The sequence below is a fragment of the Halosaccharopolyspora lacisalsi genome (assembly GCF_014137975.1).
Taxonomy (GTDB): Bacteria; Actinomycetota; Actinomycetes; order Mycobacteriales; family Pseudonocardiaceae; genus Halosaccharopolyspora; species Halosaccharopolyspora lacisalsi.
On the sequence record NZ_JACGWZ010000008.1, the window covers coordinates 199,922 to 224,543 of the forward strand.

22 protein-coding genes are annotated in these 24,622 nt (G+C 69.8%); 13 read left to right on the top strand and 9 right to left on the bottom strand.

The features are described 5' to 3' along the window. Positions 1-211 precede the first annotated feature (211 nt). The 4 genes from FHX42_RS23855 to FHX42_RS23870 all read left to right on the top strand — a co-directional run bounded on the left by FHX42_RS23855 (position 212) and on the right by FHX42_RS23870 (position 7,333). Positions 212-1,756, top strand: a complete 1,545-nt coding sequence (locus FHX42_RS23855; protein ID WP_182546698.1) for a cytochrome ubiquinol oxidase subunit I — start codon at positions 212-214, stop codon at positions 1,754-1,756. 11 nt (positions 1,757-1,767) lie between these two features. Beyond that, positions 1,768-2,793: a cytochrome d ubiquinol oxidase subunit II gene (gene cydB, locus FHX42_RS23860; protein ID WP_182546699.1), complete on the top strand. Its 1,026-nt coding sequence runs from the start codon at positions 1,768-1,770 to the stop codon at positions 2,791-2,793. Then, positions 2,790-6,098 carry a thiol reductant ABC exporter subunit CydD gene (cydD, locus tag FHX42_RS23865; protein WP_235987846.1) on the top strand — a complete coding sequence of 1,103 codons (3,309 nt, stop codon included), beginning with the start codon at positions 2,790-2,792 and terminating at the stop codon, positions 6,096-6,098. Before cydB ends, cydD begins: the two co-directional genes overlap by 4 nt. A gap of 65 nt (positions 6,099-6,163) precedes the next feature. Further along, complete coding sequence (locus FHX42_RS23870; protein WP_182546700.1) at positions 6,164-7,333, top strand: GAF domain-containing sensor histidine kinase; 1,170 nt, start codon at positions 6,164-6,166, stop codon at positions 7,331-7,333. Positions 7,334-7,457: 124 nt separating this feature from the next. Here FHX42_RS23870 and FHX42_RS23875 read toward each other — a convergent pair whose 3' ends face one another. The 3 genes from FHX42_RS23875 to FHX42_RS23885 form a co-directional block, all read right to left on the bottom strand. Beyond that, a complete protein-coding gene (locus tag FHX42_RS23875) occupies positions 7,458-8,093 on the bottom strand; it encodes a response regulator (protein WP_182546701.1) in 636 nt (211 codons plus the stop codon). 54 nt (positions 8,094-8,147) lie between these two features. Further along, entirely contained in the window at positions 8,148-8,663 is a 516-nt protein-coding gene (locus tag FHX42_RS23880; RefSeq protein WP_182546702.1) for a DoxX family protein, read from the bottom strand. Positions 8,664-8,803: 140 nt separating this feature from the next. Next, complete coding sequence (locus FHX42_RS23885) at positions 8,804-9,409, bottom strand: macro domain-containing protein (protein WP_182546703.1); 606 nt, start codon at positions 9,407-9,409, stop codon at positions 8,804-8,806. A gap of 112 nt (positions 9,410-9,521) precedes the next feature. On the opposite strand from FHX42_RS23885, the gene pheA reads away from it, so the two are divergent. Continuing rightward, positions 9,522-10,445, top strand: coding sequence for a prephenate dehydratase (pheA, locus tag FHX42_RS23890; RefSeq protein WP_182546704.1), 924 nt, complete (start codon positions 9,522-9,524; stop codon positions 10,443-10,445). Positions 10,446-10,521: 76 nt separating this feature from the next. Here pheA and FHX42_RS23895 read toward each other — a convergent pair whose 3' ends face one another. Continuing rightward, positions 10,522-10,866 carry a metallopeptidase family protein gene (locus FHX42_RS23895; protein WP_235987847.1) on the bottom strand — a complete coding sequence of 115 codons (345 nt, stop codon included), beginning with the start codon at positions 10,864-10,866 and terminating at the stop codon, positions 10,522-10,524. 10 nt (positions 10,867-10,876) lie between these two features. Next, positions 10,877-11,899 (bottom strand): septum formation family protein, encoded by a 1,023-nt coding sequence (locus tag FHX42_RS23900; protein ID WP_182546705.1) that lies wholly within the window; start codon positions 11,897-11,899, stop codon positions 10,877-10,879. A 98-nt stretch (positions 11,900-11,997) separates the two neighbouring features. Here FHX42_RS23900 and serS point away from each other — a divergent pair, with 98 nt between their 5' ends. Further along, complete coding sequence (gene serS / locus FHX42_RS23905; RefSeq protein ID WP_182546706.1) at positions 11,998-13,254, top strand: serine--tRNA ligase; 1,257 nt, start codon at positions 11,998-12,000, stop codon at positions 13,252-13,254. An 82-nt stretch (positions 13,255-13,336) separates the two neighbouring features. Here serS and FHX42_RS23910 read toward each other — a convergent pair whose 3' ends face one another. Both FHX42_RS23910 and FHX42_RS23915 read right to left on the bottom strand, forming a co-directional pair. Beyond that, entirely contained in the window at positions 13,337-13,978 is a 642-nt protein-coding gene (locus FHX42_RS23910; protein ID WP_182546707.1) for an endonuclease, read from the bottom strand. 63 nt (positions 13,979-14,041) lie between these two features. Next, complete coding sequence (locus FHX42_RS23915; RefSeq protein WP_182546708.1) at positions 14,042-14,920, bottom strand: LLM class flavin-dependent oxidoreductase; 879 nt, start codon at positions 14,918-14,920, stop codon at positions 14,042-14,044. Positions 14,921-15,069: 149 nt separating this feature from the next. Here FHX42_RS23915 and FHX42_RS23920 point away from each other — a divergent pair, with 149 nt between their 5' ends. Further along, positions 15,070-15,861 (top strand): HAD family hydrolase, encoded by a 792-nt coding sequence (locus FHX42_RS23920; RefSeq protein WP_328796706.1) that lies wholly within the window; start codon positions 15,070-15,072, stop codon positions 15,859-15,861. Between the two features lies 1 nt (position 15,862). Here FHX42_RS23920 and FHX42_RS23925 read toward each other — a convergent pair whose 3' ends face one another. After that, positions 15,863-16,924 carry a peptidoglycan recognition protein family protein gene (locus tag FHX42_RS23925; RefSeq protein ID WP_182546710.1) on the bottom strand — a complete coding sequence of 354 codons (1,062 nt, stop codon included), beginning with the start codon at positions 16,922-16,924 and terminating at the stop codon, positions 15,863-15,865. Positions 16,925-17,084: 160 nt separating this feature from the next. Between FHX42_RS23925 and FHX42_RS23930 the strand changes: the two genes are divergently transcribed. Further along, positions 17,085-17,402, top strand: a complete 318-nt coding sequence (locus FHX42_RS23930) for a hypothetical protein (protein ID WP_182546711.1) — start codon at positions 17,085-17,087, stop codon at positions 17,400-17,402. After that, on the top strand, positions 17,399-17,599 hold the full coding sequence (locus FHX42_RS23935; protein WP_182546712.1) for a hypothetical protein: 201 nt from the start codon (positions 17,399-17,401) through the stop codon (positions 17,597-17,599). Before FHX42_RS23930 ends, FHX42_RS23935 begins: the two co-directional genes overlap by 4 nt. 112 nt (positions 17,600-17,711) lie before the next feature. Here FHX42_RS23935 and FHX42_RS23940 read toward each other — a convergent pair whose 3' ends face one another. Then, positions 17,712-18,947, bottom strand: coding sequence for a glycosyltransferase 87 family protein (locus FHX42_RS23940; RefSeq protein ID WP_182546713.1), 1,236 nt, complete (start codon positions 18,945-18,947; stop codon positions 17,712-17,714). 142 nt (positions 18,948-19,089) lie between these two features. On the opposite strand from FHX42_RS23940, the gene glf reads away from it, so the two are divergent. The 4 genes from glf (at position 19,090) to FHX42_RS23960 (ending at position 24,174) form a co-directional block, all read left to right on the top strand. After that, positions 19,090-20,274 (top strand): UDP-galactopyranose mutase, encoded by a 1,185-nt coding sequence (glf, locus tag FHX42_RS23945; RefSeq protein ID WP_328796707.1) that lies wholly within the window; start codon positions 19,090-19,092, stop codon positions 20,272-20,274. Positions 20,275-20,277: 3 nt separating this feature from the next. Further along, entirely contained in the window at positions 20,278-22,329 is a 2,052-nt protein-coding gene (locus FHX42_RS23950; protein ID WP_328796708.1) for a glycosyltransferase, read from the top strand. A 50-nt stretch (positions 22,330-22,379) separates the two neighbouring features. Further along, positions 22,380-22,970, top strand: a complete 591-nt coding sequence (locus FHX42_RS23955) for a phosphatase PAP2 family protein (RefSeq protein ID WP_328796709.1) — start codon at positions 22,380-22,382, stop codon at positions 22,968-22,970. Between the two features lie 214 nt (positions 22,971-23,184). Continuing rightward, positions 23,185-24,174 carry a decaprenyl-phosphate phosphoribosyltransferase gene (locus tag FHX42_RS23960; protein WP_407926319.1) on the top strand — a complete coding sequence of 330 codons (990 nt, stop codon included), beginning with the start codon at positions 23,185-23,187 and terminating at the stop codon, positions 24,172-24,174. Positions 24,175-24,622 lie beyond the last annotated feature (448 nt).

Genomic DNA, 24,622 nt, shown 5'->3' on the forward strand with positions numbered 1-24,622 from the left:
CTCTTTCGTAACGTCCGTGCGATTGGTACAACTACGGGGAAGTGGCGGCGTTCACTCGTCGGCTTCCAGCCGCCGGTGCTCACTCACCGGTGCTCACTCACCGGTGCTCACTCTCCGGGACGAAAGTCCCGCTCGATTCGGGACGGCGGTCCCGTCGGACGGGGACGGAATTCCCTGATCGTCGACTCCCCCGCCGGGCAGCATGGTGCCCGTGGAGTTGCTCGACATCGCCCGTTGGCAGTTCGGGATCACGACGGTCTACCACTTTCTGATGGTGCCGCTGACGATCGGACTGGCGATCCTGGTCGCCGGGATGCAGACCGCGTGGTACCGCACCGGAAACACCCGCTACCTGAAGATGACCAAGTTCTGGGGCAAGCTCATGCTGGTCAACTTCGCGATGGGCGTGGTGACCGGCATCGTCCAGGAGTTCCAGTTCGGGATGGCCTGGAGCCAGTACTCCCGGTTCGTCGGTGACGTCTTCGGGGCTCCGCTGGCGATGGAGGGCATCGTGGCCTTCTTCGTCGAGTCGACCTTCCTGGGACTGTGGATCTTCGGCTGGGAGCGGCTGTCCAAGGGCGTGCACCTGGCCTGCGCCTGGGCGTTCTCACTGGCCACGGTGGCCTCGGCCTACTTCATCCTGGCCGCGAACTCCTGGATGCAGCACCCGGTCGGCGTCGAGATGGTTGACGGCAAACCCCAGCTCACCTCGATCTGGGCGGTGCTGACCAACAGCACCGTGCTCGCGGCGTTCCCGCACACCGTCTTCGGGTGCTTCGCCGTGGCCGGAACCTTCCTCATGGGCATCGGCGGCTGGAAGGTGTGGAAGAAGGACCGGCAACGCCGTGCGACCGAGTCCGAGCCGAAATCGATGGCGGACTCCGCGAGCAGGCCCGCTGGAGACGACGAGGACCGCAAGCTCTGGCACAAGAGCATGCGCCTGGGCGCCTGGGTCGGCGTGGTGGCCTTCGCCGGACTGGCGATCTCCGGGGACTTCCAGGGCAAGCTGATGTTCCAGCAGCAGCCGATGAAGATGGCCTCGGCCGAAGCGCTGTGCCACACCGAGCAGCCGGCCAGCTTCTCGATCTTCGCCTACGGCGACGTGAGCCAGCCGGACTGCGAGAGCGTCAAGAGCTTCACGGTGCCCTACGTCCTGTCCTACCTCGCCAACGGCGACTTCACCAGCGAGGTCGAGGGCGTGCAGGAGCTGGTGCCCGAGTACCAGCAGAAGTACGGCACCCACCTGCCCGATGACCCGCGGCTGGGCGAGTTCGCCGGCGCGCCGATCAAGTACACGCCGAACCTGCCCGCCACGTACTGGGGTTTCCGGTTCATGATCGGATTCGGCGCCGTGGCGGCGGCCTCCGCGGCGGCGGTGCTGTGGTTCACCCGCGGGGGTCGGTTCCCGGAGGGCCGCTGGTGGGGGCCGGTGGCGATCGCCAACATCGCCACGCCGTTCCTCGGCAACATCTTCGGCTGGGTGTTCACCGAGCTGGGACGACAACCCTTCGTGGTGGCACCCAACCCGAGCAGCGACGACAAGGTGTGGATGTTCACCGCCCAGGCGGTCTCCCCCGGCGTCTCCCCCGGCGAGATGCTCACCTCGCTGATCGCGCTGACCTCGGTCTACGCCGTACTGGCCGTCGTGGAGATCTTCCTGATGGTGCGCTTCGCGCGCGGCGGCGTCGAGGCCGTGATGCCTCCCGAACCCGACGAGGACGACGAGGACTCCGACGTCCTGTCCTTCGCCTACTGAGGGGATCGTAGATGGAACTTCAGACCTTCTGGTTCTGCGTCATCGCCCTGCTGTGGCTGGGATACCTGTTCCTGGAGGGCTTCGACTTCGGCGTCGGGATGCTGCTGCCGGTCCTCGGGCGCGGGGAGGAGCAGCGCCGGGTGCTGATCAACACGATCGGCCCGGTGTGGGACGGCAACGAGGTGTGGGTGATCGTGGCCGTCGGCTCCATGTTCGCCGCCTTCCCCGGCTGGTACGCCTCACTGCTGAGCACGGCCTACCTGCCGTTCACGGTGCTGCTGCTGATGCTCATCGGCCGCGGCGTGGCCTTCGAGTACCGGGGCAAGGTGGACAGCCCGCGCTGGCGCCGCACCTGGGACGCCGTCATCGTGCTCGCCTCCTGGGTGTCACCGCTGATGATCGGGCTGGTGCTGTCGGCGACCGTGTTCGGGCTGCCGCTGGACGCGGGCGGCGACCGCGTCGGCAGTCCGCTGGTCATCCTGACCCTGCCGAACGTCATCGGCGCGTTGGCCGTCCTCGGCTTCTCCCTGCTGCACGGCGCCGCGTTCCTGTCGCTGAAGACCGAGGGCGAGATCCGCGAACGCTCCCGGGGACTCGCCCTGCGCTACGGCCCGGTGCTGCTGCTGCCGCTGGCGGCCCTGATGTTGCTGGCCCAGCTGCGGGAGGGCACGACGTGGACGTGGGTGCCGCTGGTGGTCGCCCTGGTCGCCGCGCTGGCCGGTCTGGCGCGTCAGGGGAGGTGGCGCGACGGTCAGGCCTTCGCGCTCCAGGGCGTCGCGCTGGCCGCGGTGGTGGTGACCCTCTTCGGCGCGCTGTGGCCGAACGTGCTTCCGTCCACCCTGAACCCGGCGTGGTCGCTGTCGGTGGCCGAAACCGCGTCGAGCCCGTACACGCTCATGGTGGTCAGCTGGGTCGCCGCGTTCGGCACTCCCGCGGTGATGGTCTACCAGGGCTGGACGTACTGGGTGTTCCGCAAGCGCATCAGCACCGCCCACATTCCACCGGTGCACGCGCCGTCACCGGGTGGTGCGCATTGAGCTCACGGATCTCGCCGGGAACCCGCAGCCCGCTCGGAGCCCGAAATCCCCTCGGAGCACTGCCGTACCTGTCGTCCTCGGCGCGTCGGGCGCTGCTGCTCGCGGCGCTACTGGCCGTGGGCAACGCGGTCGCGTTGGTCGCGCAGGCCACCGCGCTGGCAGGTGCGTTGTCCGCGGTGGTCACCGACGGGACCGGGCCCTCCGGAATCTCGGGGTGGCTGGGTGTGCTCGTGTCGGCGGTCGCCGCTCGCGCGGTACTGGGCTGGGCGACCGAAAGCGTTTCCGCCCGCGCCGCCGCGGGCGCCAAGGAGGAGCTGCGCGCGCTGCTGCTGGACGCCTCGCTGCAGCGCGGCCCCGAGTGGATCCACCGGCACGGTCCGGCCGAGCTGACCACCCTCGCGACCAGGGGACTGGACGCGCTGGACGCCTACTTCACCAGGTACCTGCCCGCGCTGGTCACGGCCACGATCGTGCCGCCGATCGTCGGCGCGTGGATCCTGTACTCCGACTGGACCTCGGCCCTGGTCATCGTGATCACCGTCCCGCTGATCCCGTTGTTCGCGTGGCTGGTGGGGCGCTTCACCGAAAGTCGCACGGCGCGGTCGGCCGAGGCGCTGCGGCGGCTGTCCGGACACCTGCTGGAACTGATCCGCGCGCTGCCGGTGCTCACCGCGTTCGGCCGCGCGCGGTCGCAGGGCGAGGCGGTACGGCGGGTCAGCGAGGAGCACCGCCGCACCACCGGCTCCACGCTGAAGATCGCGTTCCTGTCCGCGCTGGTGCTGGAGCTGTGCTCGTCGCTGTCGGTGGCGCTGGTGGCCGTGGAGATCGGGCTGCGCCTGGTCTCCGGCGAGCTCGACCTGTTCACCGGTCTCCTGGTGCTGGTGCTGGCCCCGGAGTGCTACCTGCCGCTGCGGGCGGCCGGTGCCGCCCACCACGCCAGCGAGGACGGTCTCGAAGCCGTCCGCCGCGTCGACGAGATACGCGCCGTGCACACCGGCGAACCGGGCGGAGCCCCCGTCCCGCCCGAGGGCGCGCTGCGGGTGGAGAACCTGCGAGTGGCGCGGCGTGGTGGCCACGCCCCGGACGGGCTGAGCTGCACCGCCCGACCCGGCGAGATCCTGCGGCTGGACGGCTTCGACGGGATCGGGCCCAGCGGCAGCGGCAAGTCGACCACCTTCGCGGCGCTGCTCGGGTTCGTCGAACCGGACGCGGGCACGGTGCACTACGCCGACACCGCGGTCAGCGACTTCGACCCGGCAGCGTGGCGGCGGTCGATCGCGTGGGTGCCGCAGCGTCCCGTGTTCACCGGTGGAACGGTCGCCGACGAGCTGACCGTGGCCCTCTCCGACCAACCGGAGCTACCGGGATCCGCCGTGCGCGAAGCGCTCACCGAGACGGCGGCCGGGCACCTGCTCGAGCGCCGCGTCGACGGGCTCTCCACCGGGGAGCGACAACGCGTCGCCGTGGCGCGCGCGCTGCTTCGGCTGCGCGGTGACGCCAGAATCCTGCTGCTCGACGAGCCGACCGCGCATCTGGATCCCGCGACCGCCGGGCAGGTCACCGCCGCGATCAGGCGTGCCGCCGATGCCGGTGCGGTGGTCGTGCTGGCCAGCCACCGCCCCGGCGAGCAGGGCGACGAACCGGCCCGGACGGAGCCGCCCGCGAACGACCCGCGAGACGAGTTCCCGCCCGCGGCCGGACGACTCCGTGACCTCGTCACGCTCCGCTCGCTCGGCGGCGTCGGTCTCGGCGCGCTGTCGCTGCTGTCCGGCGTCGCGCTCACGGCCACCTCCGCGTGGCTGATCTCCCGCGCCTCCCAGCAACCACCGGTGCTGACGCTGACGGTGGCCACCGTGAGCGTGCGTACCTTCGCGCTGTCGCGCGCGGTACTGCGCTACGTCGAACGGCTCGTCACCCACGACGCCGCCTTCCGGCTCGCCGGGGACCTCCGGCGACGCCTGTGGGACGCGCTCGCGCGCTTGGGGCCCGTGCGCACCGCCGGGCTCCGCCGCGGCGACGGCGTCGCCCGGCTCGTCGACGACGCCGACACTGTCCGCGACCTCGTACCACGGGTGCTCGTACCGCCGATGGTCGGAGGCGCGGTGGCCGTCGGCGCCGTCGTGCTCCAGGCGATCGTGCTGCCCTCGGCGGGACTGCTGCTGGCGGTGACGCTGCTCGCGGCGGCCACGCTCGGACCCGCCGTCGCGGTCGCCGTGGAGCGCAGAGCCACGGCAGCCGTGGCGGAGGGACGCCGCGACGTCGCCGCCGGGGTCCTCGGGCTCCTCGACGCCTCGGCCGAGCTCATCGCCTTCGGCGCCGCACGGTCGCGCCGGTCCGAGCTCGCCACCACCGACGCCGAGCTGGCCTCCCGCGCGCGGCGAGCGGCAGCGGGCGCGGGCGCGGCCACAGCCGTGGTCACCATCGCCACCGGCGTCGCCGTGCTGGGCGGCACCTGGCTCGGGGCGTTGGCGGTGACCGAAGGCCGCCTCGCCCCCGAGCTCGCACCGCTGCTCGCGCTCGTACCGCTCGCGGCGGCGGAAGCCGTCGCGGAGTTCCCCTCCGCTGCGCAGCAGTGGCGCTCGCTGCGCGGAGCGCAGGCGCGGCTGACGCCGCTGCTAACGGCGGAGGGCTCGACCGAGCGCGCCACGGCGGAGCCGTGCGGCGGCGAGGTCGAGCTCGACGGCGTGGACGCGCGGTGGCCGGGGTCGGCGGAGCCGGCCCTGCGCGGAGCGTCGGTGCGCGTGCCGGAGGCCGCGCACGTCGCGGTCGTGGGGCCCTCCGGAGGCGGCAAGTCCACGCTGTTGGCGGTGCTGCTCGGGTTCCTGCGTCCCGAGAATGGCACCGCGACCGCCCCGCGGGACGTGACGTGGTGCCCGCAGGAACCGCAGTTGGTGTCCACGACCGTCCGGGAGAACCTGCGGATCGCGGCGCCGACGGCCGACGACGAGCGGTTCCGCGAAGCGCTGCGGCTGGCCGGGCTGGCGGAGTGGCGGGACCGGCTGGGCACTCAGGTCGGCACCGGTGGCACCACCCTGTCTGGGGGTGAGGCCCAGCGCTTGGCGCTGGCGAGGTCACTGCTCGTGGCCGAGGCCGGGCTGGTGCTGCTCGACGAGCCGACCGCGCATCTCGACGTGGAGACCTCCGAAGCGCTGCTGCCACGCCTGTCCGAAGCCCTCGCGGGCAAGACCGTGGTGCACGTGACCCACCGCTGGTCCGAGGCCGAGCACGCCGATCTCGTGCTGCGCGTCGAAAACGGCGAGGTCGGTGTCGTCCGGGACCGAACGAAGTCGGCGATGACGACGTGACTCGCTGTGACATTCGTCCGGGACACCGACTGACCCGCCCGCAGAGCTATAACCTTGGGTACGTCATGGATTCCACGCTCGCCAGGCGCATGCTCGCGGCGTCCACAGAGATCACCAAGGCCGCTCTCTCCGGGGAGGACCCCGACGCCGTCCTCCCGCTCGTCGTACGCCGCGCCGCCGAGCTCACCGAGTCCGACCTCGGGGTGGTCACGGTCCAGAACGGCGACGGCCAGCTCACCGTGGAGGCCGCCTACGGCGGTCCCACGTCACCGGGGCCGCTGGAGGACCCGGTCGGCTCCGTGCTCTCGCCGCGCTCCGCGGCGGCACGGGTGGCTCGCAGCGGTGTGCCCGTCGTCGTCGACGACCTCATCGACGACCCGCTGACCGCGCCCTACGTGCCCTCCTCGCTTCGGGTCTACGGCCCGTTCGCCGTCGCCCCCTTCGGCACCCGCGAGCGTCGACTCGGCGCGCTCGCCGTCTACCGCAGGCGCGGCGCGAGCACGTTCGCCCGCGTGGCCGTGGACGTGCTGACGTCCTTCGCCGCGCACGCGGGGTTGGCGCTGGTGCTCGCCGAGGGATCGACCGCACGCCAGCGGATCGCCGTGTACCAGGAGCGCGAGCGCATCGCGCGCGACCTGCACGACGTCATCGTGCAGCGGCTCTACGGCGCCGGCACGCAACTGAACGTGCTGGACAGACGGCTTTCCGGGCAGTTGGAGGCGGCCGACGCCGCCCGGCTGTCCGAGACCATGGACCAGATCGACCAGACCATCGCCGAAGTGCGGGCCACCGTGCGGGCGCTGCAGTCGGCCGATCCGGAGACCCCCGAACACGCACCGGACCTGACCGACTCGATGCGCTCCGAGGTCCACATCGCCGGGGAGCTGCTGGGACGACCGCCCAAACTGGAGATCGAGGGCGACCTGTCGGGCGTTCCCGTCTCGGTCGCCGATCACGCTCGCGCCGCTCTGCGCGAAGCGCTGTCCAATGTGGTGCGTCATTCCGGGGCGCGGACGGTGCTGGTGCGGGTGCGCCGCTCGGCGACGGGGCTGCTGCTGCAGGTCGTCGACGACGGCTGCGGCATCCCCCGGGACGTCAGCAAGCGCGGGCTGCGCAACATGGAGGAACGCGCGGTCGCGGCCGGAGGCCGGTTCACCGTCGACTCCTCCCCGGACAGCGGCAGCACCGTCACCTGGGAGGTCCCACTGACGGCCACGGGCACCGAATCCCCCTGACCGCGCGAGGGGTTTCACGATTTTCCCTAAACTTGTGTCACAACTTTAGGGAAAATCGCGTACTCCAACACGGACGGGCGACCCAACCCTGACGAACCAGTCCTGACGAACCAGCCCTGGTGACTCAGCCCTGGCGACGGGCGACCCACGCCGCCGCCTGGGTGCGGCGCTCCATGCCGAGCTTGGCCAGCACCGAGGTGACGTAGTTCTTCACCGTCTTCTCGGCCAGGAACAACCGCTCGGCGATCTGGCGGTTGCTCAGCCCCTCGCCGATGAGGTCGAGCACCCGGCGCTCCTGCTCGGTCAACGCCTCCAGCTCGTCCGGCTGCCGCTCGGGCGAGTCGCGCATCCGGTCGAGCACCCGCCGGGTGGTCACCGGGTCCAGCAGCGACCGGCCCGCCGCCACCTCCCGCACCGCGTTGACCAGATCCTGGCCGCGCACCTGCTTGAGCAGGTATCCGGAGGCACCGGCGTTGATCGCGCCCACCAGGGCCTGCTCGTCGTCGAAAGCGGTCAGCACCAGGCAGTGCGGTCCCGCGGGCAACTCGCGCAGTCGCCGACACAGGTCCAGTCCGTCGCCGTCGGGCAGCCGCATGTCCACCACGGCCACGTCCGGTTCGGTGGCCCGCGTGCGCACCAGCGCCTCGTCGACGCCGCCCGCCTCGGCGACGACCTCCACGTCGTCCTCGGTGTCCAGCAAATCGCGCAGGCCGCGACGCACGACCTCGTGATCGTCGACGAGCACCACACGTACCGACACGTCCCCCACGCTACGGCCGTACGCTGCACAAGCGTCGGGCAGGGGGCCTGCCGATCAGTCGATGGTCCTGCTCGCGGTGGCACGCGCCGAGTCCACGGCTTGCTGGGTCTGCTCGGCGACGCGGTGAGCACCGTGACGAGTGCGGTAGGCCATCGACGGCCTGCCCTCGGTGTCCACCGCCGCGATCAGCAGCCCGCCCAGCAGGCCGAGGTTCTTCAGGAACTGGATCCGCTGTGCCTCCCGCTGCTCCGGATCCTCGATCTCCCAGAACGCGTGAGCGGACAAGGTGGTCGGGATCACCGATCCGCTGAGCAGCAGTGCCGCCACCCGCGGGCACTTGCCCAGCGCCAGCAGCACCCCGGCACCGATCTTGACCGCACCGTCCACCTTGACCAGGGTCTCGGCATCGGTGGGCACCTGCTCGGGAATCGAGTCCTTCACCGGAGTGATCGCCTTGTCGACCAGTCCGGAGGCGGCTTTGGCGTGCCCCTTCGCATCGCGCAGGGAGCCGATCCCGCCGTAGACGAAGATCGAGGCGAGCAGTGGGCGGGCCAACCGGCGGACGAGCATCAGCGGACCTCCTGGGATCGAACGACGTGTCCGAGACTACTCATCACGTTCCCCACGCGCGCGCCCACGAAACAGCCCTCCGGATCACCGCCGGGCCACCCGCGTGCCGCACCGCCGCGCAAGTCGTCCGAGGAGATCCCTCAGCGCTGGTCGGCGGGAGCGAACACCTCGTCCCAGGCGGCCGCGACCTGGCGCGCGCACAGTTCGGGGGAGGCACCGCCGATGCCGGTCCCCAAACCGGGGAGCACGATGGAGCGCACGATGCTGCGGACCGGCGTCCCGTTGTCCAACGCCGCACGCGCCCACAGGCGCAGCATCGCGCGAGCCGCCAGGTAGGGGTGCACGGTGTCGCCGGGAAGCCGCTCACCCGGATCGCGCATGGTCGGCGCGCTGATCAGCCAGGTGGGGCTCGGTGCTCCGGTCGGAACCAGCAACGCCTCCCCGACCGGCAGCTCACCACCGTGGTAGGCGAGCACGGCACTGCGTACCTGCTGTTCGATCTGGGGGAAGGTGCTCGCGTAGACGGCGTCGACACCACCACGCATCAGTCCGTACGAGTTGGCGGGGCTGACCACCGCGTCGGCCCTGACGTCCAGCACCGACCCGCGATGGGTGGTGAGACCGTCGCGACCATCGGCGATGTCGTTCCAGGCTGCCAACAGCGACTCGTCCAGCGCGCACAGGACCAGCCGCAGCTCCGGCTCCGCCCCGTCCGTCGAGCGCTCCGAATCCGCGGTCACCTCCACAGCATCGCAGGAATATGCCGCTGAACGTAATCGGGTGGGTCACACTTGCGGATCACGATTTTCCCGCCGACGGGGTGGAGTATCCTCAGCGGCTTGTCCGTAAGCTGAGCGTGTGCCGCGAATCGCCTACCTGGGCCCGCCTGGAACGTTCACCGACCAGGCGACGCGTGCCCTGACCGCCGACTTCGACGCCGAGCTCGTGCCGTTGGAGACGGTCTCGCAGGCTCTCGACGCCGTCCGGGAGGAAACGGTCATGGCGGCGGGGGTGCCCGTGGAGAACTCGGTGGAGGGCTCCGTCTCGGCCACTCTCGACGCGCTAACCTCGGGCGAACCGCTGATCGCCGTCGGCGAGACCGTGCTGCCCATCCGTTTCGACGTACTGGTCCGGCGCGGTACCGGCCTCGACGAGATCAGCACGGTCAGCAGCCACCCGCACGCCATCGCCCAGGTTCGCGACTGGCTCGCGGACAACATCCCCGGGGCCAAGGTGCTGGTGGACTCGTCGACGGCGGCGGCAGTGGCCGCGGTCGACGCCGGAGAGGTCGACGCCGCCGTGGCGGCACCGGTGGCCGTCGAACACCACGGTGATCTCGAGGTGCTGGCCGAAAGCATCGCCGACGTCACCGACGCGGTCACCCGCTTCCTGTTCGTGCGCCGCCCTGGAACGCTGCCCGATCCCACCGGGGCCGACCGCACGTCGATCTCCGTCGTCGCGCACGACGAGGTGGGCGCCCTCACCGAGCTGCTGACCGAGTTGTCGCTCCGCGGCATCAACCTCAGCCGCATCGAGTCCCGGCCGACCAAGGACCGGCTCGGCAAGTACCGCTTCTTCCTGGACATCGACGGCCACGTCTCCGACGCCCGCGTCGGAGACGCGCTGACGGGACTGCGCCGGCGCTGCGGTGAGGTACGGTTCCTCGGCTCCTACCCCAAGGCCGACCGGTCTCCGGTGGTCATCCGGCCGATGGCCTCGGAACAGGCCTTCCAGGCTTCCCAGGAGTGGTTGGAGCAGATCCGCGCGGGGCGAATCGCGTGACGGCGGACGAGCCACCCGCACCCGAGGCGTGAGCCCCGGCGTCTCCGCGAACCGTCCGAGGCCTCCTCGCGGTCCACTACCCCCAGCCGAGGGCGTGCAGCCGCTCGTCGTCGATGCCGAAGTGATGCGCGATCTCGTGCACCACGGTGGTCGCGACCTCGTCGGTCACCTCCTGCTCACTGCCGCAGATCTCCAGCACCGCTTCGCGGTAGATCGTGATCCGGTCCGGCAGCACCCCGCCGTAGGTGCTGTCCCGTTCGGTCAGTGCGATGCCCTCGTAGAGCCCCAGCAGAGTCGGCTCCTCCGGGTTCCGGTCCTCCACGAGCACGACGACGTTGCTCATGGACCGGGCGAACTCCGCGGGCAGCAGGTCCAGCGCGTCGGCGACGAGCTCCTCGAAGCGCGTCCGGCTCATCTCCATCGCACGCACCTCATCCGGTCTCGGTCCCGGTCTCCGGGACGGTCGTAGGGGCGGCCGAGGAGTCGGTAGGGGCGGGTTCGGTCCCGATCTGGACCTGGCCGGCGATGCTACCGGTGACGGGAGCGAAACCGGCGTCGTCGGGCAACAGCGCGCTGACCTTGCAGTCGACCTTCCGCGAACCGGCCTCCCAACTCTGCTTGCTCAGGGTGTCCCAGTACACGGTCAGCTTCTTGTCCTTGGCGGCCGTGGGGCTGCCCGCGTACTTCGCGGTGAGCTCGTTGCACTTGGTCGCCAGGAAGGGGTCCTGCTTCGCGCTCGGCGGGTAGCCGGCGGAGAACTCCTTGCCGAGGTCGACGATTCCGGTGACCTCGACCGAGTGCGGTTCCGCGCAGGACGTCGGGCCGGACATGGCGGCGCCGCTGATACCCAGGCAGGTTCCGATGTCGTAGACGTCGGACTGGTCGAGATCGCGCACGCTGCCGCTGAAACGGAGCAGTTCGCCGGCCGGTCCCGGCCGCTGCAGGCCGCAGTGCAGTGTCCGGTCACCGTTGGCCCAGCTCTCCTGGGGCGGGGGGAACGCACCGACGATGAAGCGACCCTCCTCGTCGAAGTCGCCCTTCAGGTACCGCACGGCGACCTCGGTGCAGCGCTGCTGCTTGATCTGCATCCACTGCTCGGTGGTGGGGTAAGGCGCGTTCGGCCCCAGCTCGGGACCCAGTTCGACCGTGCCGGTCACCTCGAACAGGTGCGGATCGCTGCAGTTCAGCTGCCGGGCGTCGGTCGCGTTCGATTCGGTCCAGTTCAGGCAGGTCCCGGACTTGGCCTCGAACACGGGCGGTGGGGCGGTGGTGGTGCTGCTCCCCGTCCCGCGCGCTCCGGCGACGACTCCCCCACCGGGTTCGGACCAGTTCGTCACCATGCTGACCACCAGGATCACCGCGGCGCCGCAGGCAGCCGAAATCATCATCACGAGCTGGGCCTTGGGTTTTCTCCGCTTCCCACGCTCACCGGGAGGACTCGTCGACTCGGCCATCGTCTCCATCATGCCTGGCGCGAGACCGGGGCAACCAGCACGGTACCGATGCCCCCTGCCACTGTGCTCCGCCTCGCGACCCGCTAGGCTGACCAGCTGTGATCGACCTGAAGACGCTCCGCGAAGATCCGGAAGCCGTGCGCGCCTCGCAGCGCGCGCGAGGGGAGGACGCGTCCCTGGTGGATGCGCTGCTGGCCGCCGACGAGCGGCGCAGGTCGGCGGTATCCCGAGCGGACACGCTGCGCTCCGAGCAGAAGCAGCTCGGCAAGCAGGTCGGCAAGGCCTCGGGCGAGGAACGCGAGGCGCTGCTGGCACGGGGCAAGGAACTCGCCGCCAACGTCAAGGAGGCCGAGACCGAGCAGTCCGCCTCCGAGGAGGAGTTGCAGCGGATTCAGCGCCGGGTCTCGAACGTGATCGAGTCCGTGACCCCGCCCGGCGGGGAGGAGGACTACGTCGTGCTCAAGCACGTCGGCACTCCCGGCGAGTTCGACTTCACCCCGAAGGACCACCTGGAGCTGGGCACGGCCCTCGGTGCGCTGGACACCGAACGCGGCGCCAAGGTCTCCGGGGCGCGCTTCTACTTCCTGACCGGTGTCGGCGCGCAGCTGGAGATGGCGCTGCTGAACATGGCCGCGGCCCAGGCCACCGCCGCCGGGTTCACGCTGACGGTGCCGCCGGTGCTGGTGCGCCCGGAGATCATGGAGGGCACCGGCTTCCTCGGCGAGCACTCCAGCGAGATCTACCACCTGGCCGAGGACGACCTGTACCTGGTCGGGACCTCCGAGGTGCCGTTGGCGGGCTATCACTCCGGCGAGATCCTGGACTTCTCCTCCGACGCCAAGCGCTACGCGGGCTGGTCGACGTGCTTCCGCCGCGAGGCCGGCTCCTACGGCAAGGACACCCGGGGAATCATCCGGGTCCACCAGTTCAACAAGCTGGAGATGTTCGTCTACTGCCGCGAGCAGGACTCCCGCGTCGAGCACGAGCGGCTGCTGGCGTGGGAGGAGGAGATGCTGGCCAAGATCGAGGTCCCCTACCGGGTCATCGACGTGGCCGCCGGCGATCTGGGCGCCAGCGCGGCCCGCAAGTTCGACTGCGAGGCCTGGATCCCGAGCCAGCAGGCGTACCGGGAGATGACGTCGACGTCGAACTGCACGACGTTCCAGGCACGGCGACTGAACACCCGCTATCGGGAGGAAGGCCGCACGCAGCCCGCCGCGACGCTCAACGGGACGCTGGCCACCACGCGCTGGATCGTGGCGATCCTGGAGAACCACCAGCAGTCCGACGGATCGGTGCTCGTGCCGGAGGCCCTGCGTCCCTTCCTCGGTGGGCGCGAGGTCCTCACCCCGTAACCCGAACACGTCACCCGTCCGTGTGGGGGTTTTACGATTTTCCCTAAAGTTGTGAACTCCACGCGGACGAGTGAGCACTCGCTCAGGCGGACACGGCGCCGGCCACCCGGTCGGCCACGCCCTTCTCCAGGGTGACGCGGACGCAGGCCGCGGCGAGCCGAGCGAGATCGTCACCGTCGACGAGTTCGGCCAGCTGCTCCGGCTTCTTCGGCAACCCGACCTTCTCGGCGCCGCTCAGCGACTTCTTGTCGAAGTACGGGCGCAGTTCGGGCCACACCGCCTGGGCCTCCCGGCAGAAGATGTCCACACCGACCGGCCCCAGCTTGGGAATCTCCTTGAGCGACCGGCTCAGCTTCCCGACGTCACCGTCGGCCTGCTCCCGCAGCCGGCGCAGGTCACCGCGGTACCGGTCGAGCAGGAGATCGGCGCCCTGCCCCAGCGCCGTGGCCGTGCTCTCGTCGTAGCGCACGTAGTGTCCACGGCCGAGGGCGTCCACGCGCTGTTGCCAGGTGGCCTCGCGCATCCGCTCCGCCGTGGGGAACTCGCCGAGCTCGCGGGCGGCAGCCACCGCGATTCCCGCCTTGATCCGGGTGGACAGCAGCACCGACAGCACCTGGAGCCGGTACAGCGGCGCGGGCTTGTCGGCGATCCTGATCCCGGCCTCGGCCGCGTAGGTGGTGCCCGCTTCGTCGAGCAGCCGGCGCGCGATTCCCTCGGATGACATGCTGCACACCTCCTCCCCGTCGCCCTACCCGAACACCGGCGCGGCAACACGGCGACCACGCGCTCAGGTGTGCAGCTCGGGCAACACCTCGTCGGCGATCGCCTCGACGACGGATTCCTGCCCCTTGTACGGAGCCTCCGCGCGCGGCCAGTGGGCGAGAACGTCGGTGAAGCCGATCTCGCGCGCCCGGCCGACGACGTCGCGGAAGTGCTCGACGCTGGACATCGAGTACTCCGGTGCGGCGTCGACGGACAGGTAGCGCGGTGCCCGTGCGGGCACGCGTCCAGCCTCGATGAGGATCTCGGAGAACTGGTCGGACAGCTCGCGCACCGACCGCCACCAGACGTCCATGGTGTCGACCGCGCGCCCGTTGGTCACCCACCCGTTGCCGTATCGCGCGGCGGTGTGCATGGTGCGCCTGTCGTTGGCCGCCACCACGAACGGAACACGCGGCGTCTGTACGCATCCGGGCGCACGACGCGCCTGATTCGCCGCGTAGTAGTGCCCGTCGTAGGTGGTGCTGTCCTGGGTCAGGATGGTGTCCAGCAGTTCCACGAACTCGCCGAACCGGTCGACGCGCTGCTGCGCCGTGAGCTCCTGCTGCCCCAGCACGGTGGTGTCGAACCCGTTGCCTCCCGTACCCGTCCCGAGCATGAACCGCCCGTCGGAGACGTCGTCGAGGGCGGTGATCTCGCGCGCGAAGTGCACCGGATGCCGGAAGTTCGGCGACGCGACGAGGGTCCCCAGCTTGATCCGCTCGGTCACCGTGGCCGCCGCGCTCAACGTCGGCACGGCGTCGAACCAGGGCTTGTCCACCAGGGACTTCCATCCGAGGTGGTCATAGGTCCAGGCATGGTCGAAGCCGTATTCCTCGACCATCCGCCACAGCGGTTCCGCGGCCCACCAGCGGTGTTCGGGCAAGATCACGATCCCAACGCGCACGCGTCGACCGTATACGCCGAATCACGGGTCGTACTAGGTGAGTCACCGACATCTCGGCGTGTCGGCAAAGTCTCACACCTCGCGGCGGGAAAACGCTCCACCGCGACCGCTTCCCCCGGCATGATGGCAGGGTGCGCAAACCTGGACTGGTGGCAACGGACGTGGACGGGACACTGCTGAACCCGCAGGAGCACGTGAGCCCGCGTACCGCGCGGGTCGTTCGGGAGGTGTCCGACGAGGTCCCGTTCGTCATGGTCACGGGACGCCCGCCGCGCTGGATACCGCGTGTCGCCAACGAGCTCGGCGTGGCCGGGGTGACGATCTGCTCCAACGGGGCGGTGGTCTACGACGCGCATTCCGACACCGTGCTGCGCAGCACCGACATCGACGCCTCGCGGCTGCTCGAGGTCACCGAACGGCTGCGTGAAGTCCTGCCGGGGTGCTCCTTCGCCGTGGAACGCGCCACCGGCGGAGCCTTCGACCGCGTCGACGAGCAGTTCCTGGCCATGACCGAGTTCCACAGGATGTGGCCGAACCCGGACATGCGCGTCGTGCCGCCGCGCGAGCTGTTCGACACCGGCGCGATGAAGCTGATGGTCCTGCACGAACGGCTGACCAGCGGCGAGATGGCCACCGCCGCGAACGGGGTCGTGGGGTCCGAGCTGCGGGTGACCTACTCCACCAACGAGGGGCTGATCGAACTGTCGGCCTCCGGAGTGGACAAGGCCACCGGACTGGCCGACATCGCCGCCCGCCTCGGGATCGACCGGGCCGACGTCATCGCCTTCGGGGACATGCCCAACGACGTGGCGATGCTGGAATGGGCCGGACACGGAGTGGCGATGCGCAACGCCCACCTCGACGTGACGGAGGCCGCCGACGAGATCACGGCGCCGAACAGCGCGGACGGAGTGGCTCAGGTCCTGGAACGCTGGTGGTGAGTCACGGAGCCGGCTCGGCGGCCTGTTCGCGGATGAACGGGAGCTTCTCGTAGAGCTTGTCACCGGGGCAGACGGTGTCGTTGACGCGGCGGTGACCGAAGATCGTCGGCATCTTCACCCGCGTTCCCTCCGGAAACAGCGTTCCCTTCCCGGCGACCATGCTCGTCCGCCCGCGCGGGTCGACGCCGTTGACGGCCAGCTTCCAGCCCGCGATGTCGGCGACGGCCTTCAGCGCCGCGGGCGTGGGGGCGACCTTGTCGTAACTGCCCAGGACCGCCACCCCGAAGTTGCCCTTGTTGAATCCGGAGGTGTGCCCGCCGACGACGTTGCGGCCGAGCCCGTCGGTGCGACCGGCGAAGATCGTGCCGCACTTGTCCACCAGCGCGTGGTAACCGATGTCGCCCCACCCCAGCTCGACGGCGTGGTAGTGGTAGACGCCGCGCACGATCGCGGCGGACTGCGCGCAGGTGTAGTCGTTGGTCTCGGCCGTGTGGTGCACGGTGGCGGCCTTGGTGATCGTGGTGTACTCGGGCGTCCAGATCATGGCGCTCTCGTCGGCTCCCCAGGCCGAGCGACTCACCACCGGGGGCATACCGGCCCGAGACGCGGCTCGGGGCGTGGAGGTGCGTCCGGGGCTGATGGCCACGAGCTCGATCCGTCCGCTCACGTCGTGCCCCGCCCGCGTGGCGCGGACCTGCACAGCCGTGGTCGGTCCGGTCCACACCGACTCACTGGCCCGTACCGGGGTGGGCCTGCCCGTCGAGTGGATCCGCTCCACGGAACGCCACCGACTCCAGGATCCGTTCTCGAGGTGGCGCACCCGGATGTCGTCCGGATCGGCGCCCTGCCAGGTGAGACCGACCATGCTGAAGGCGGTCGGGGTGTGCACCTCACGGGTGGCGACGGCGTTCCGGGTCAGCGCAACACCGGCGAGGGCGATGTGCCGAGCCGTGGTGTCCGAGGCGGCTCCGGCGCGGCCCTCGGTGATGAGCAGACTGAGCAGGAGCAGCGTCACTGCGAGCGTGCCGAATCCGGGACTTCCGAGACTGAGCCTTGAACGCATGGGCGCACCTCGCTCGGCGGCGGTGAACTTTTCGCGTTACCGAGCCCGAGTATGGGTGGAAGTCACGTTTCCCGCCTGGTGAAGCCGTGACCCGACGGAGGGGAGCTCCGTATCAGTGGGTGCAAGCAGCGGCGCTTCCCACGCGAAGAAGGTGAGTACCGTGACGAAACGTCCCCTGCGCACGCTCATGGCGAGTCTCGCCGCCACGCTGGTGGCCCCCTTCGCGGGAGCTGGGATCGCTGCGGCCCAGGACGCCTCGAACGGGCAGGACCCCCGAACCGGACAGGCGCCCGCCACGCTGAAGAACATCGAGACCAAGCCGGGTGACAGCACCTACGACCGCGTCGCGCTCCACTTCGCCGACCAGTTGCACAACGACGGGGTTCCCGCCCCGGAGGTGGAGTACCTCGACGTTCTCCCGACCGAACCGGGCTCGGGCGAGCCGGTCGAGATGGCGGGCAGCCGTTCCTCGGGGTGACCTTCCCCGGCACGGTCACCGGCGGCAGTGCTCCCCCGGTCGTCGACGAGGGACTGCCGGTCGTGGCCGAGGTGCGTCACCCGGGTGGTTTCGAGAAGGCCCAGAAGGCCGCGGTCGGCGTGTCCAGCTGCCACGGCACCCGGTCCGGCCCTCGTGCCACGTCGGGGGCCTCGACACCGACGTCGTGGTCGACGTGAACGCTCCCGACCGTGGATGACGAGCACGTGGGTGTTGACGGTTTCGCGCGAAGCCCCGCTGCCTCCGAGGCGGCATGTCCCACCGGGCCACCGGAACACCGGGCCACCGGGTCTACAGGCGGGTGAGGGTGGCCTCGTAGTGACGCTGCAACGGGTAGGTGCGCGGGTGGGAGCGGAACCAGGCCACCGCGGCGGCCACGAGGAAGCCGATCCCGATGAGGGTGTAGGCGTTGCCGACCACCTGCTGCGAGAACGTCCAGTCCAGCTCCTGGTCGTCGCCGTAGGGCAGGTACCACTGCGGGCCGATCGCCAGCACGACCGCGCAGCAGGCGACCGTGAACTGCACCCCGTACCACCGGTGCCGCAGCGCCATCGCGAACAGCAGCACCGCCGTCGGACCGGCCCACACCCAGTGGTGCGACCACGAGATCGGTGAGACCAGCACGCCGAGTACTCCGTTGACCATCAGCGCCAGCGGGGCGTTGCCGGAACGAATCGCGTAGCGCATCCCGAGCACGGCCAGCGCCAGCAGCACCAGCGAGCCGACGATCCACAGCGAGTCCAGCGCCACCCCGGTGATCTCCTGCTTCGCGACGAGGCTGCGCAGGTTGAGGTTGCCGGTGTAGACGGTGCCGAAGGAATCACCGGTGGAGAGCATCTTGTCCAGCCACCAGTCGGCGGCGTCCTTCGGCGCGATGAACAGCCCCAGCAGCACCGTGCCGGCGCAGGTGACCAGCGACACCGCCGCCGCGCGGAAGTCGCGGCGCAGCAGGAAGAACAGCAGGAACACCAGCGGGGTCAGCTTGATCCCCGCGGCGATCCCCACCAGCAGCCCGCGCGGCCAGTACGTGCGCGGCAACAGGCAGTCGACGGCGACCAGCCCCATCAGCACGAGGTTGATCTGGCCGTAGTTGAGCGTCTCCCTGGCGGGTTCGAGCAGCGTGATGACCGGCATCGCCACGGCGGTACCGACCGCGACCAGGCCGGCGCGCGGCGCGAGGTAGCGCGAGGAACGCGCCAGCGCGTAAGCGGTGACCAGGATGGCCAGGTGGGAGCAGACCGCCACCGTCACGATCGCCGCGTCCGGGGGCATCCAGATCAGCGGGGTGAAGACCGGCAGCGCGAACGGCGGGTAGATGAACGGCAGCGTCCCGGTGTCGGGACTCGTCACCGGGGTCAGGTCGCCGCCGTAGACGTCGTAACCGTGCAGCCACGCCCGCGCGCCGAGGCGGTAGATCCCGGTGTCGATGTAGCCGCGCGTGTCGATCCAGTGCACGAACCAGATCGCCAGTATCTCGGCGACGATCGCCACGAGCAACAAGTAACGCCCGTCACGCACACGCGACACGCCGTGATCACCGTCCTCGCAAGTTCGCCCGAACCGGGGAATGACAAGCGCCGTACGGCTGTGCGCCGTCAACGCGTCGACGATGCTAACCAATGCGGCCCTACCGGCAGCCGCCACCGGGTTCCGGCTACCCTCGACGACTGTGAGCTTCGCAGGGTATGACCTGATCGTCGTAGGTTCCGGATTCTTCGGCCTCACGATCGCGGAACGCGCCGCCAGTCAGCTGGACAAACGAGTGCTGGTGCTGGACCGGCGAGACCATATCGGGGGTAACGCCTATTCGGAGGCGGAACCCGAAACTGGGATCGAGGTGCACCGCTACGGCGCGCACCTGTTCCACACCTCCAACAAGCGCGTGTGGGACTACGTCACCCGGTTCACCGATTTCACCGATTATCAACACCGGGTGTTCACCCGCTATCAGGACCAGATTTACTCGTTCCCGATGAACCTGGGGCTGATCTGCCAGTTCTTCGGCAGGGCGTTCTCCCCGGACGAGGCGAAGGCCCTGATCGCCGAGCAGGCCTCCGAGATCGACACGGCCGAGGCGAAGAACCTGGAAGAAAAGGCGATCTCGCTGATCGGCCGCCCGCTGTACGAGGCTTTCGTGCGCGGGTACACGGCCAAGCAGTGGCAGACCGACCCGAAGGAACTGCCCGCGGCCAACATCACCCGGCTGCCGGTGCGGTACAACTTCAACAACCGCTACTTCAGCGACACCTACGAGGGCCTTCCGGTCGACGGTTACACCGCCTGGCTGCAGCGGATGGCCGATCACGGCAACATCGACGTCCGGTTGAGCACCGATTACTTCGACGTGCGCGCGGAACTGCCCGACGTTCCGGTCGTCTACACCGGGCCGCTGGACCGCTACTTCGACTACGCGGCCGGTGAGCTGAGCTGGCGCACCCTCGACTTCGAGACCGAGGTGGTCGAGACCGGTGACTTCCAGGGCACGCCGGTGATGAACTACGCCGACGAGGAAATCCCCTACACCCGGATCCACGAGTTCCGCCACTTCCACCCGGAGCGGAACTACCCGAAGGACCGTACCGTGGTAGTGCGCGAGTACTCACGGTTCGCCGACAGCGACGACGAGCCGTACTACCCGATCAACACCTCCGAGGACCGGGTCAAGCTGGAGACCTACCGTGACCTGGCCAAGCAGGAGGCCAGGGACCACAAGGTGCTCTTCGGGGGAAGGTTGGGCACCTACAAGTACCTGGACATGCACATGGCGATCGGTTCCGCGTTGAGCATGTTCGACAACAAAATCGCCCCCTACTTCACCGAGGGCCGTTCGCCGGACGGCTCGATGGAGGATTGAGACGTGACCGAGCGGACCCCTTCGGACTCACCCGAGCCCACCGCGCGGGCCGAGGAAACCACTGCGAGTAGTGACCAGGCCACCGAGGCGTTCACCGGCTCCGTCGCCGCCACCGAGGAGAGCCCCGAAGCCGGGGAGAGCAAGCTCAGCGACGTGGCCTCGGTACGCACCGGCGGACGCAAGAACGTCCCCGCCGAACAGGTCCTGCAGCGGATCGTGATGCCACGGTCCGAGGACCCGCTGGACGTGCGTCCGCTCTACGTCGACGAGCCCAAGACGCTGGCGAGCACCGCCACGGTCGTCTCGCGCAGATCGATGAAGGTGCCCGCCCACTCCAAGGTCTCCTTCGCCTCCTACTTCAACGCCTTCCCCGCCAGCTACTGGAAGCGCTGGACGCAGGTCGAGGAAGTGGTGCTGCGGCTGAAGGTGCGCGGAGCGGGCCGGCTGGACGTCTACCGCTCCAAGCCCAACGGTGACAGCGTCCACCTCGAGGGCACGCCGGTCTCCACGCCGAAGTCGTGGAAGTGGCTGGAGTTCCGGATCGCACTGACGCCGTTCGAGGACGGCGGCTGGATCTGGTTCGACATGTTCACCAACGACTCGGCCCTGGAGATCGACGAGGGCGCCTGGACCACCGATCTCAAGCTGGCCAGCCAGAAGGTCGTGGTGGGCACCACCACGATGCGCCCGGCCGACTGCGTGGTGGCGCTGCGCACCCTGGGCGAGGACTCCCAGGTGCTCGACGTGGTGGAGCGGGTCGTCGTCGCCGACCAGGGCTCGCAGAAGATCCGCGACACCGACGGCTTCGACGAGGCGGCCCGCAGGCTCGGTGACAAGTTGCACGTCATCGAGCAGGCCAACCTCGGCGGTTCGGGCGGGTTCACCCGCGTCATGTACGAGGGCGTGTACAACTCCGACGCCGCGCAGGTGATGCTGCTCGACGACGACATCGCGCTGGAGCCGGACGGTGTGCTGCGGGCCAACGCCTTCGCTCGCGCCGCCACGCAGCCGGTCATCGTCGGTGGGCACATGCTCAACCTGCAAGCGCGGTCCCGGCTGCACACCATGGGCGAGGTCGTCGACCTCGGTACGGCGACGTGGCGGGCGGCCCCGGGCGCGGTCACCGACTACGACTTCTCCAAGTACCCGCTGCGCCAGAGCACCAAGCTGCACAAGCGCATCCACTCCACCTACAACGGCTGGTGGATGTGCCTGTTCCCGCGCGAGGTCATCGAGAACACCGGCCTGCCGTTGCCGCTGTTCATCAAGCACGACGACTCCGAGTACTCGCTGCGCGCGGCCGAGCACGGGTATCCGACGGTGTCGCTGCCGGGTGCGGCGGTCTGGCACATGCCGTGGACGGACAAGAACGACGCCACCGACTGGACGGCGTACTTCCACACCCGCAACCGGCTGATCATGGCCGCGCTGCACAGTCCGGACGAGGTTCGCTCCAACCTGGTCAAGCAGGGCCTGAAGCTGACGCTGCGCCACCTGCTGTCGATGGAGTACTCGACGGTGGCGGTGCAGCTCAAGGCCGTCGAGGACTTCATGGAGGGGCCGCAGAACCTGTTCGAGTCGTTGCGCACGGCGCTTCCGGAGGTCCGTGAGCTGCGCAAGCACTACAGCGACGCGCAGACGGTATCCTCGGCGCGGGAGTTCCCGACACCGACAGCGGACCCGATCATGGCGGAGGAGCTGCTCAAGCCGCCGGTGAACCCGGCGGTGATCGCGGCCCGCGCCTCCAAGGCGCTGCTGCACAACCTCAAAGATCCCTCGGACGAGGCCACCGAGCGGCCCCAGCTCAACATCCCGGCGGCCAGCGCCCGCTGGTTCCTGCTCGGTTCGCTGGACAGTGCGACGGTCTCCACCGCCGACGGCAGTGGCGTGGCGTTCCGGCGCCGCGACCCCGAGGAGTTCCGCAGGCTCGGTCTTCGCGCCCTGGCCACCTACCGCAAGCTGGCCCAGGAGTGGCCGCGGCTGCGGGAGTCCTACCGGGCCGCCCTGCCGGAGCTGACCAGCGCCGAGTCCTGGAAGCAAGTCTACGACCATTGATCAACGCCGGTGTCCGTCGACGGGCACCGACAACGAACCCCGGAGACGAAGTGGCTGAGCTGACCACTGCCCCCGCGCCGGAGCAGGACCCTGCAGCGAACACGGAGCCCCCCGAGAGCGGGGAGCCCCAGGTCACCCCTGAGACCGTGGCCGTGCGCAGAGTTCAGGAAGCGTTGGCCAGGCCACCGATGGTCACCACCGCCCAGGCGATGTCGAAGTTCGGCGACCACGCCATCGGATGGTTGGCCATCGGCGCCGTGGGGGCGTTGGTGGACCGCAAGCAGCGCGGGCGGTGGGTCGCCGCCGCGGCCGGTGTGGCCTTCGCGCACGGTGCGTCGATCGGCGTCAAGCGCACGGTGCGACGGCCACGGCCGGGCGACCCGAGCATCAGGGTGCTGGTGGACACGCCGAGCAAGCTGAGCTTCCCGTCCTCGCACTCCACCTCGACCACGGCGGCGGCTGTCCTCTACGGCAGCCTGCTGGGCAAGCGGCTGACGCCGGTCCTGGTGCCGCCGATGATGGTCAGCCGGCTGGTCCTGGGAGTGCACTACCCGAGCGACGTTCTCGCCGGAACGACGCTCGGCTCGGCCGTGGCCCTGGGGCTGCGGCGATACATGAAACGGCGGAGGAACCGTGGCTGACAAGAACGAGACCGGGATCGACGTATCGCCGGAGACCGGCGAGGACACCGCCGCGACGAGCCGACACGAGGCGGAGACCGGGGCAACCGGCGACGTGAAGCTGGAGGCCGACGCGGAGGTGGAAGCCGACGCGGAGGTGGAAACCGACGCGGAGGTGGAAGCCGACGCGGAGGGCTCGATCGGCTCCGAGGGCGGTGGGGAGGCCGCCGCCCTGGTGGAGGAGACCACTCCCGAGCCGGCCGCCGACGCCGACGAGAGGTCCTCCGACTCCCACCACGCGAAGGTGACCGCCGCGGCGGGAACACCGGCCGGGCTGGTCAACGGCCTCGTCCGGGAACTGCGCCCGAAGCAGTGGGTCAAGAACGTCCTGGTGCTGGCCGTGCCCTTCCTGGCGGGCCAGATCGCGGTGCCGAACGTGCTGTTCGACGCCGCGCTCGCGTTCGTCATGTTCTCGATGGCGGCGTCGGGCGTGTACTTCATCAACGACATCCTCGACGTCGAGTCCGACCGGGCGCACCCGACCAAGCGCAACCGGCCGATCGCGGCGGGCCTGATCCCGCTGCCGGTGGCCTACGTGGTCTCCGCCGTGCTGCTGCTCGGTTCCGTCGGCCTGTCGGTGCTGATCAGTCCGACGCTGGCCGTGGTGATGGCCGTCTACGTGGCCGTCCAGCTCGGCTACTGCTTCGGGCTCAAGCACCAGCCGGTCATCGACATGTGCATCGTGTCCTCCGGCTTCCTGCTGCGGATCATCGCCGGTGGCGCCGCGGCGGGCCTGGGCATCTCGCAGTGGTTCATGCTGGTGACGGCGTTCGGCTCGCTGTTCATGGTGGCGGGCAAGCGCTACGCGGAGATGATCCTGGCGCAGAACACCGGCGCGAAGATCCGCAAGTCGCTGGAGGCGTACTCGGCGTCCTACCTGCGGTTCGTGTGGGCGATCTCGGCGGCGATAGTGATCATGACGTACTCGCTGTGGGCCTACCAGCAGCACGAGATCTCCTCGATCTGGAGCACCGTTTCGATCGTTCCCTTCGTGATCGCGATCCTGCGCTACGCGGTGGACGTGGACAAGGGCAAGGCCGGTGAGCCCGAGGAGGTCGTGCTGGGTGACAAGACCCTGATCGTGCTCGGCGCCGCGCTGGCGGCCTGCCTGTTCATGGTCTTCTACGGCGACGGTGTCGCGGGAGCCCTGCTCGGCCTGACGTGACGGATGTCCGGCGGTGTCGGAGCGCACTCCCGACGCCGCCGGAATGCGGCGGAACGGTCGGTAAGCGATGCCGGGCCGAACGGGGCACGACGAGCGCTGTGGCGTGGCCGGATCACCTGCTGTCCCCGGAGGCCTGGGCGTCGCTGCCGGAGGGCACCAGCCGCCTGTTACGAGCTTGTCGAAGGAGCGCTGCACGTGAGTCCTCGGCCGGTGTCGGACCACCGGTGGGCGCTCATGGAGCTGGGCTACCAGCTTCGCGGGCAGCTTCCTGCCGAGCTCGGTGCCCCCCCCCGAAGTCGAGGTCGTGCTGTCCGAGCAGTGGCCCGCCACGGTACGAATCACTCGGCACGCGCAGCGCCGCCGAGTTCACCGCGCAGACACCGACACCCCTGACCCTCGACCCGGCGGTCCTGCTTCCGGGCCGCTGAGCACGGTACGTCGATCGATC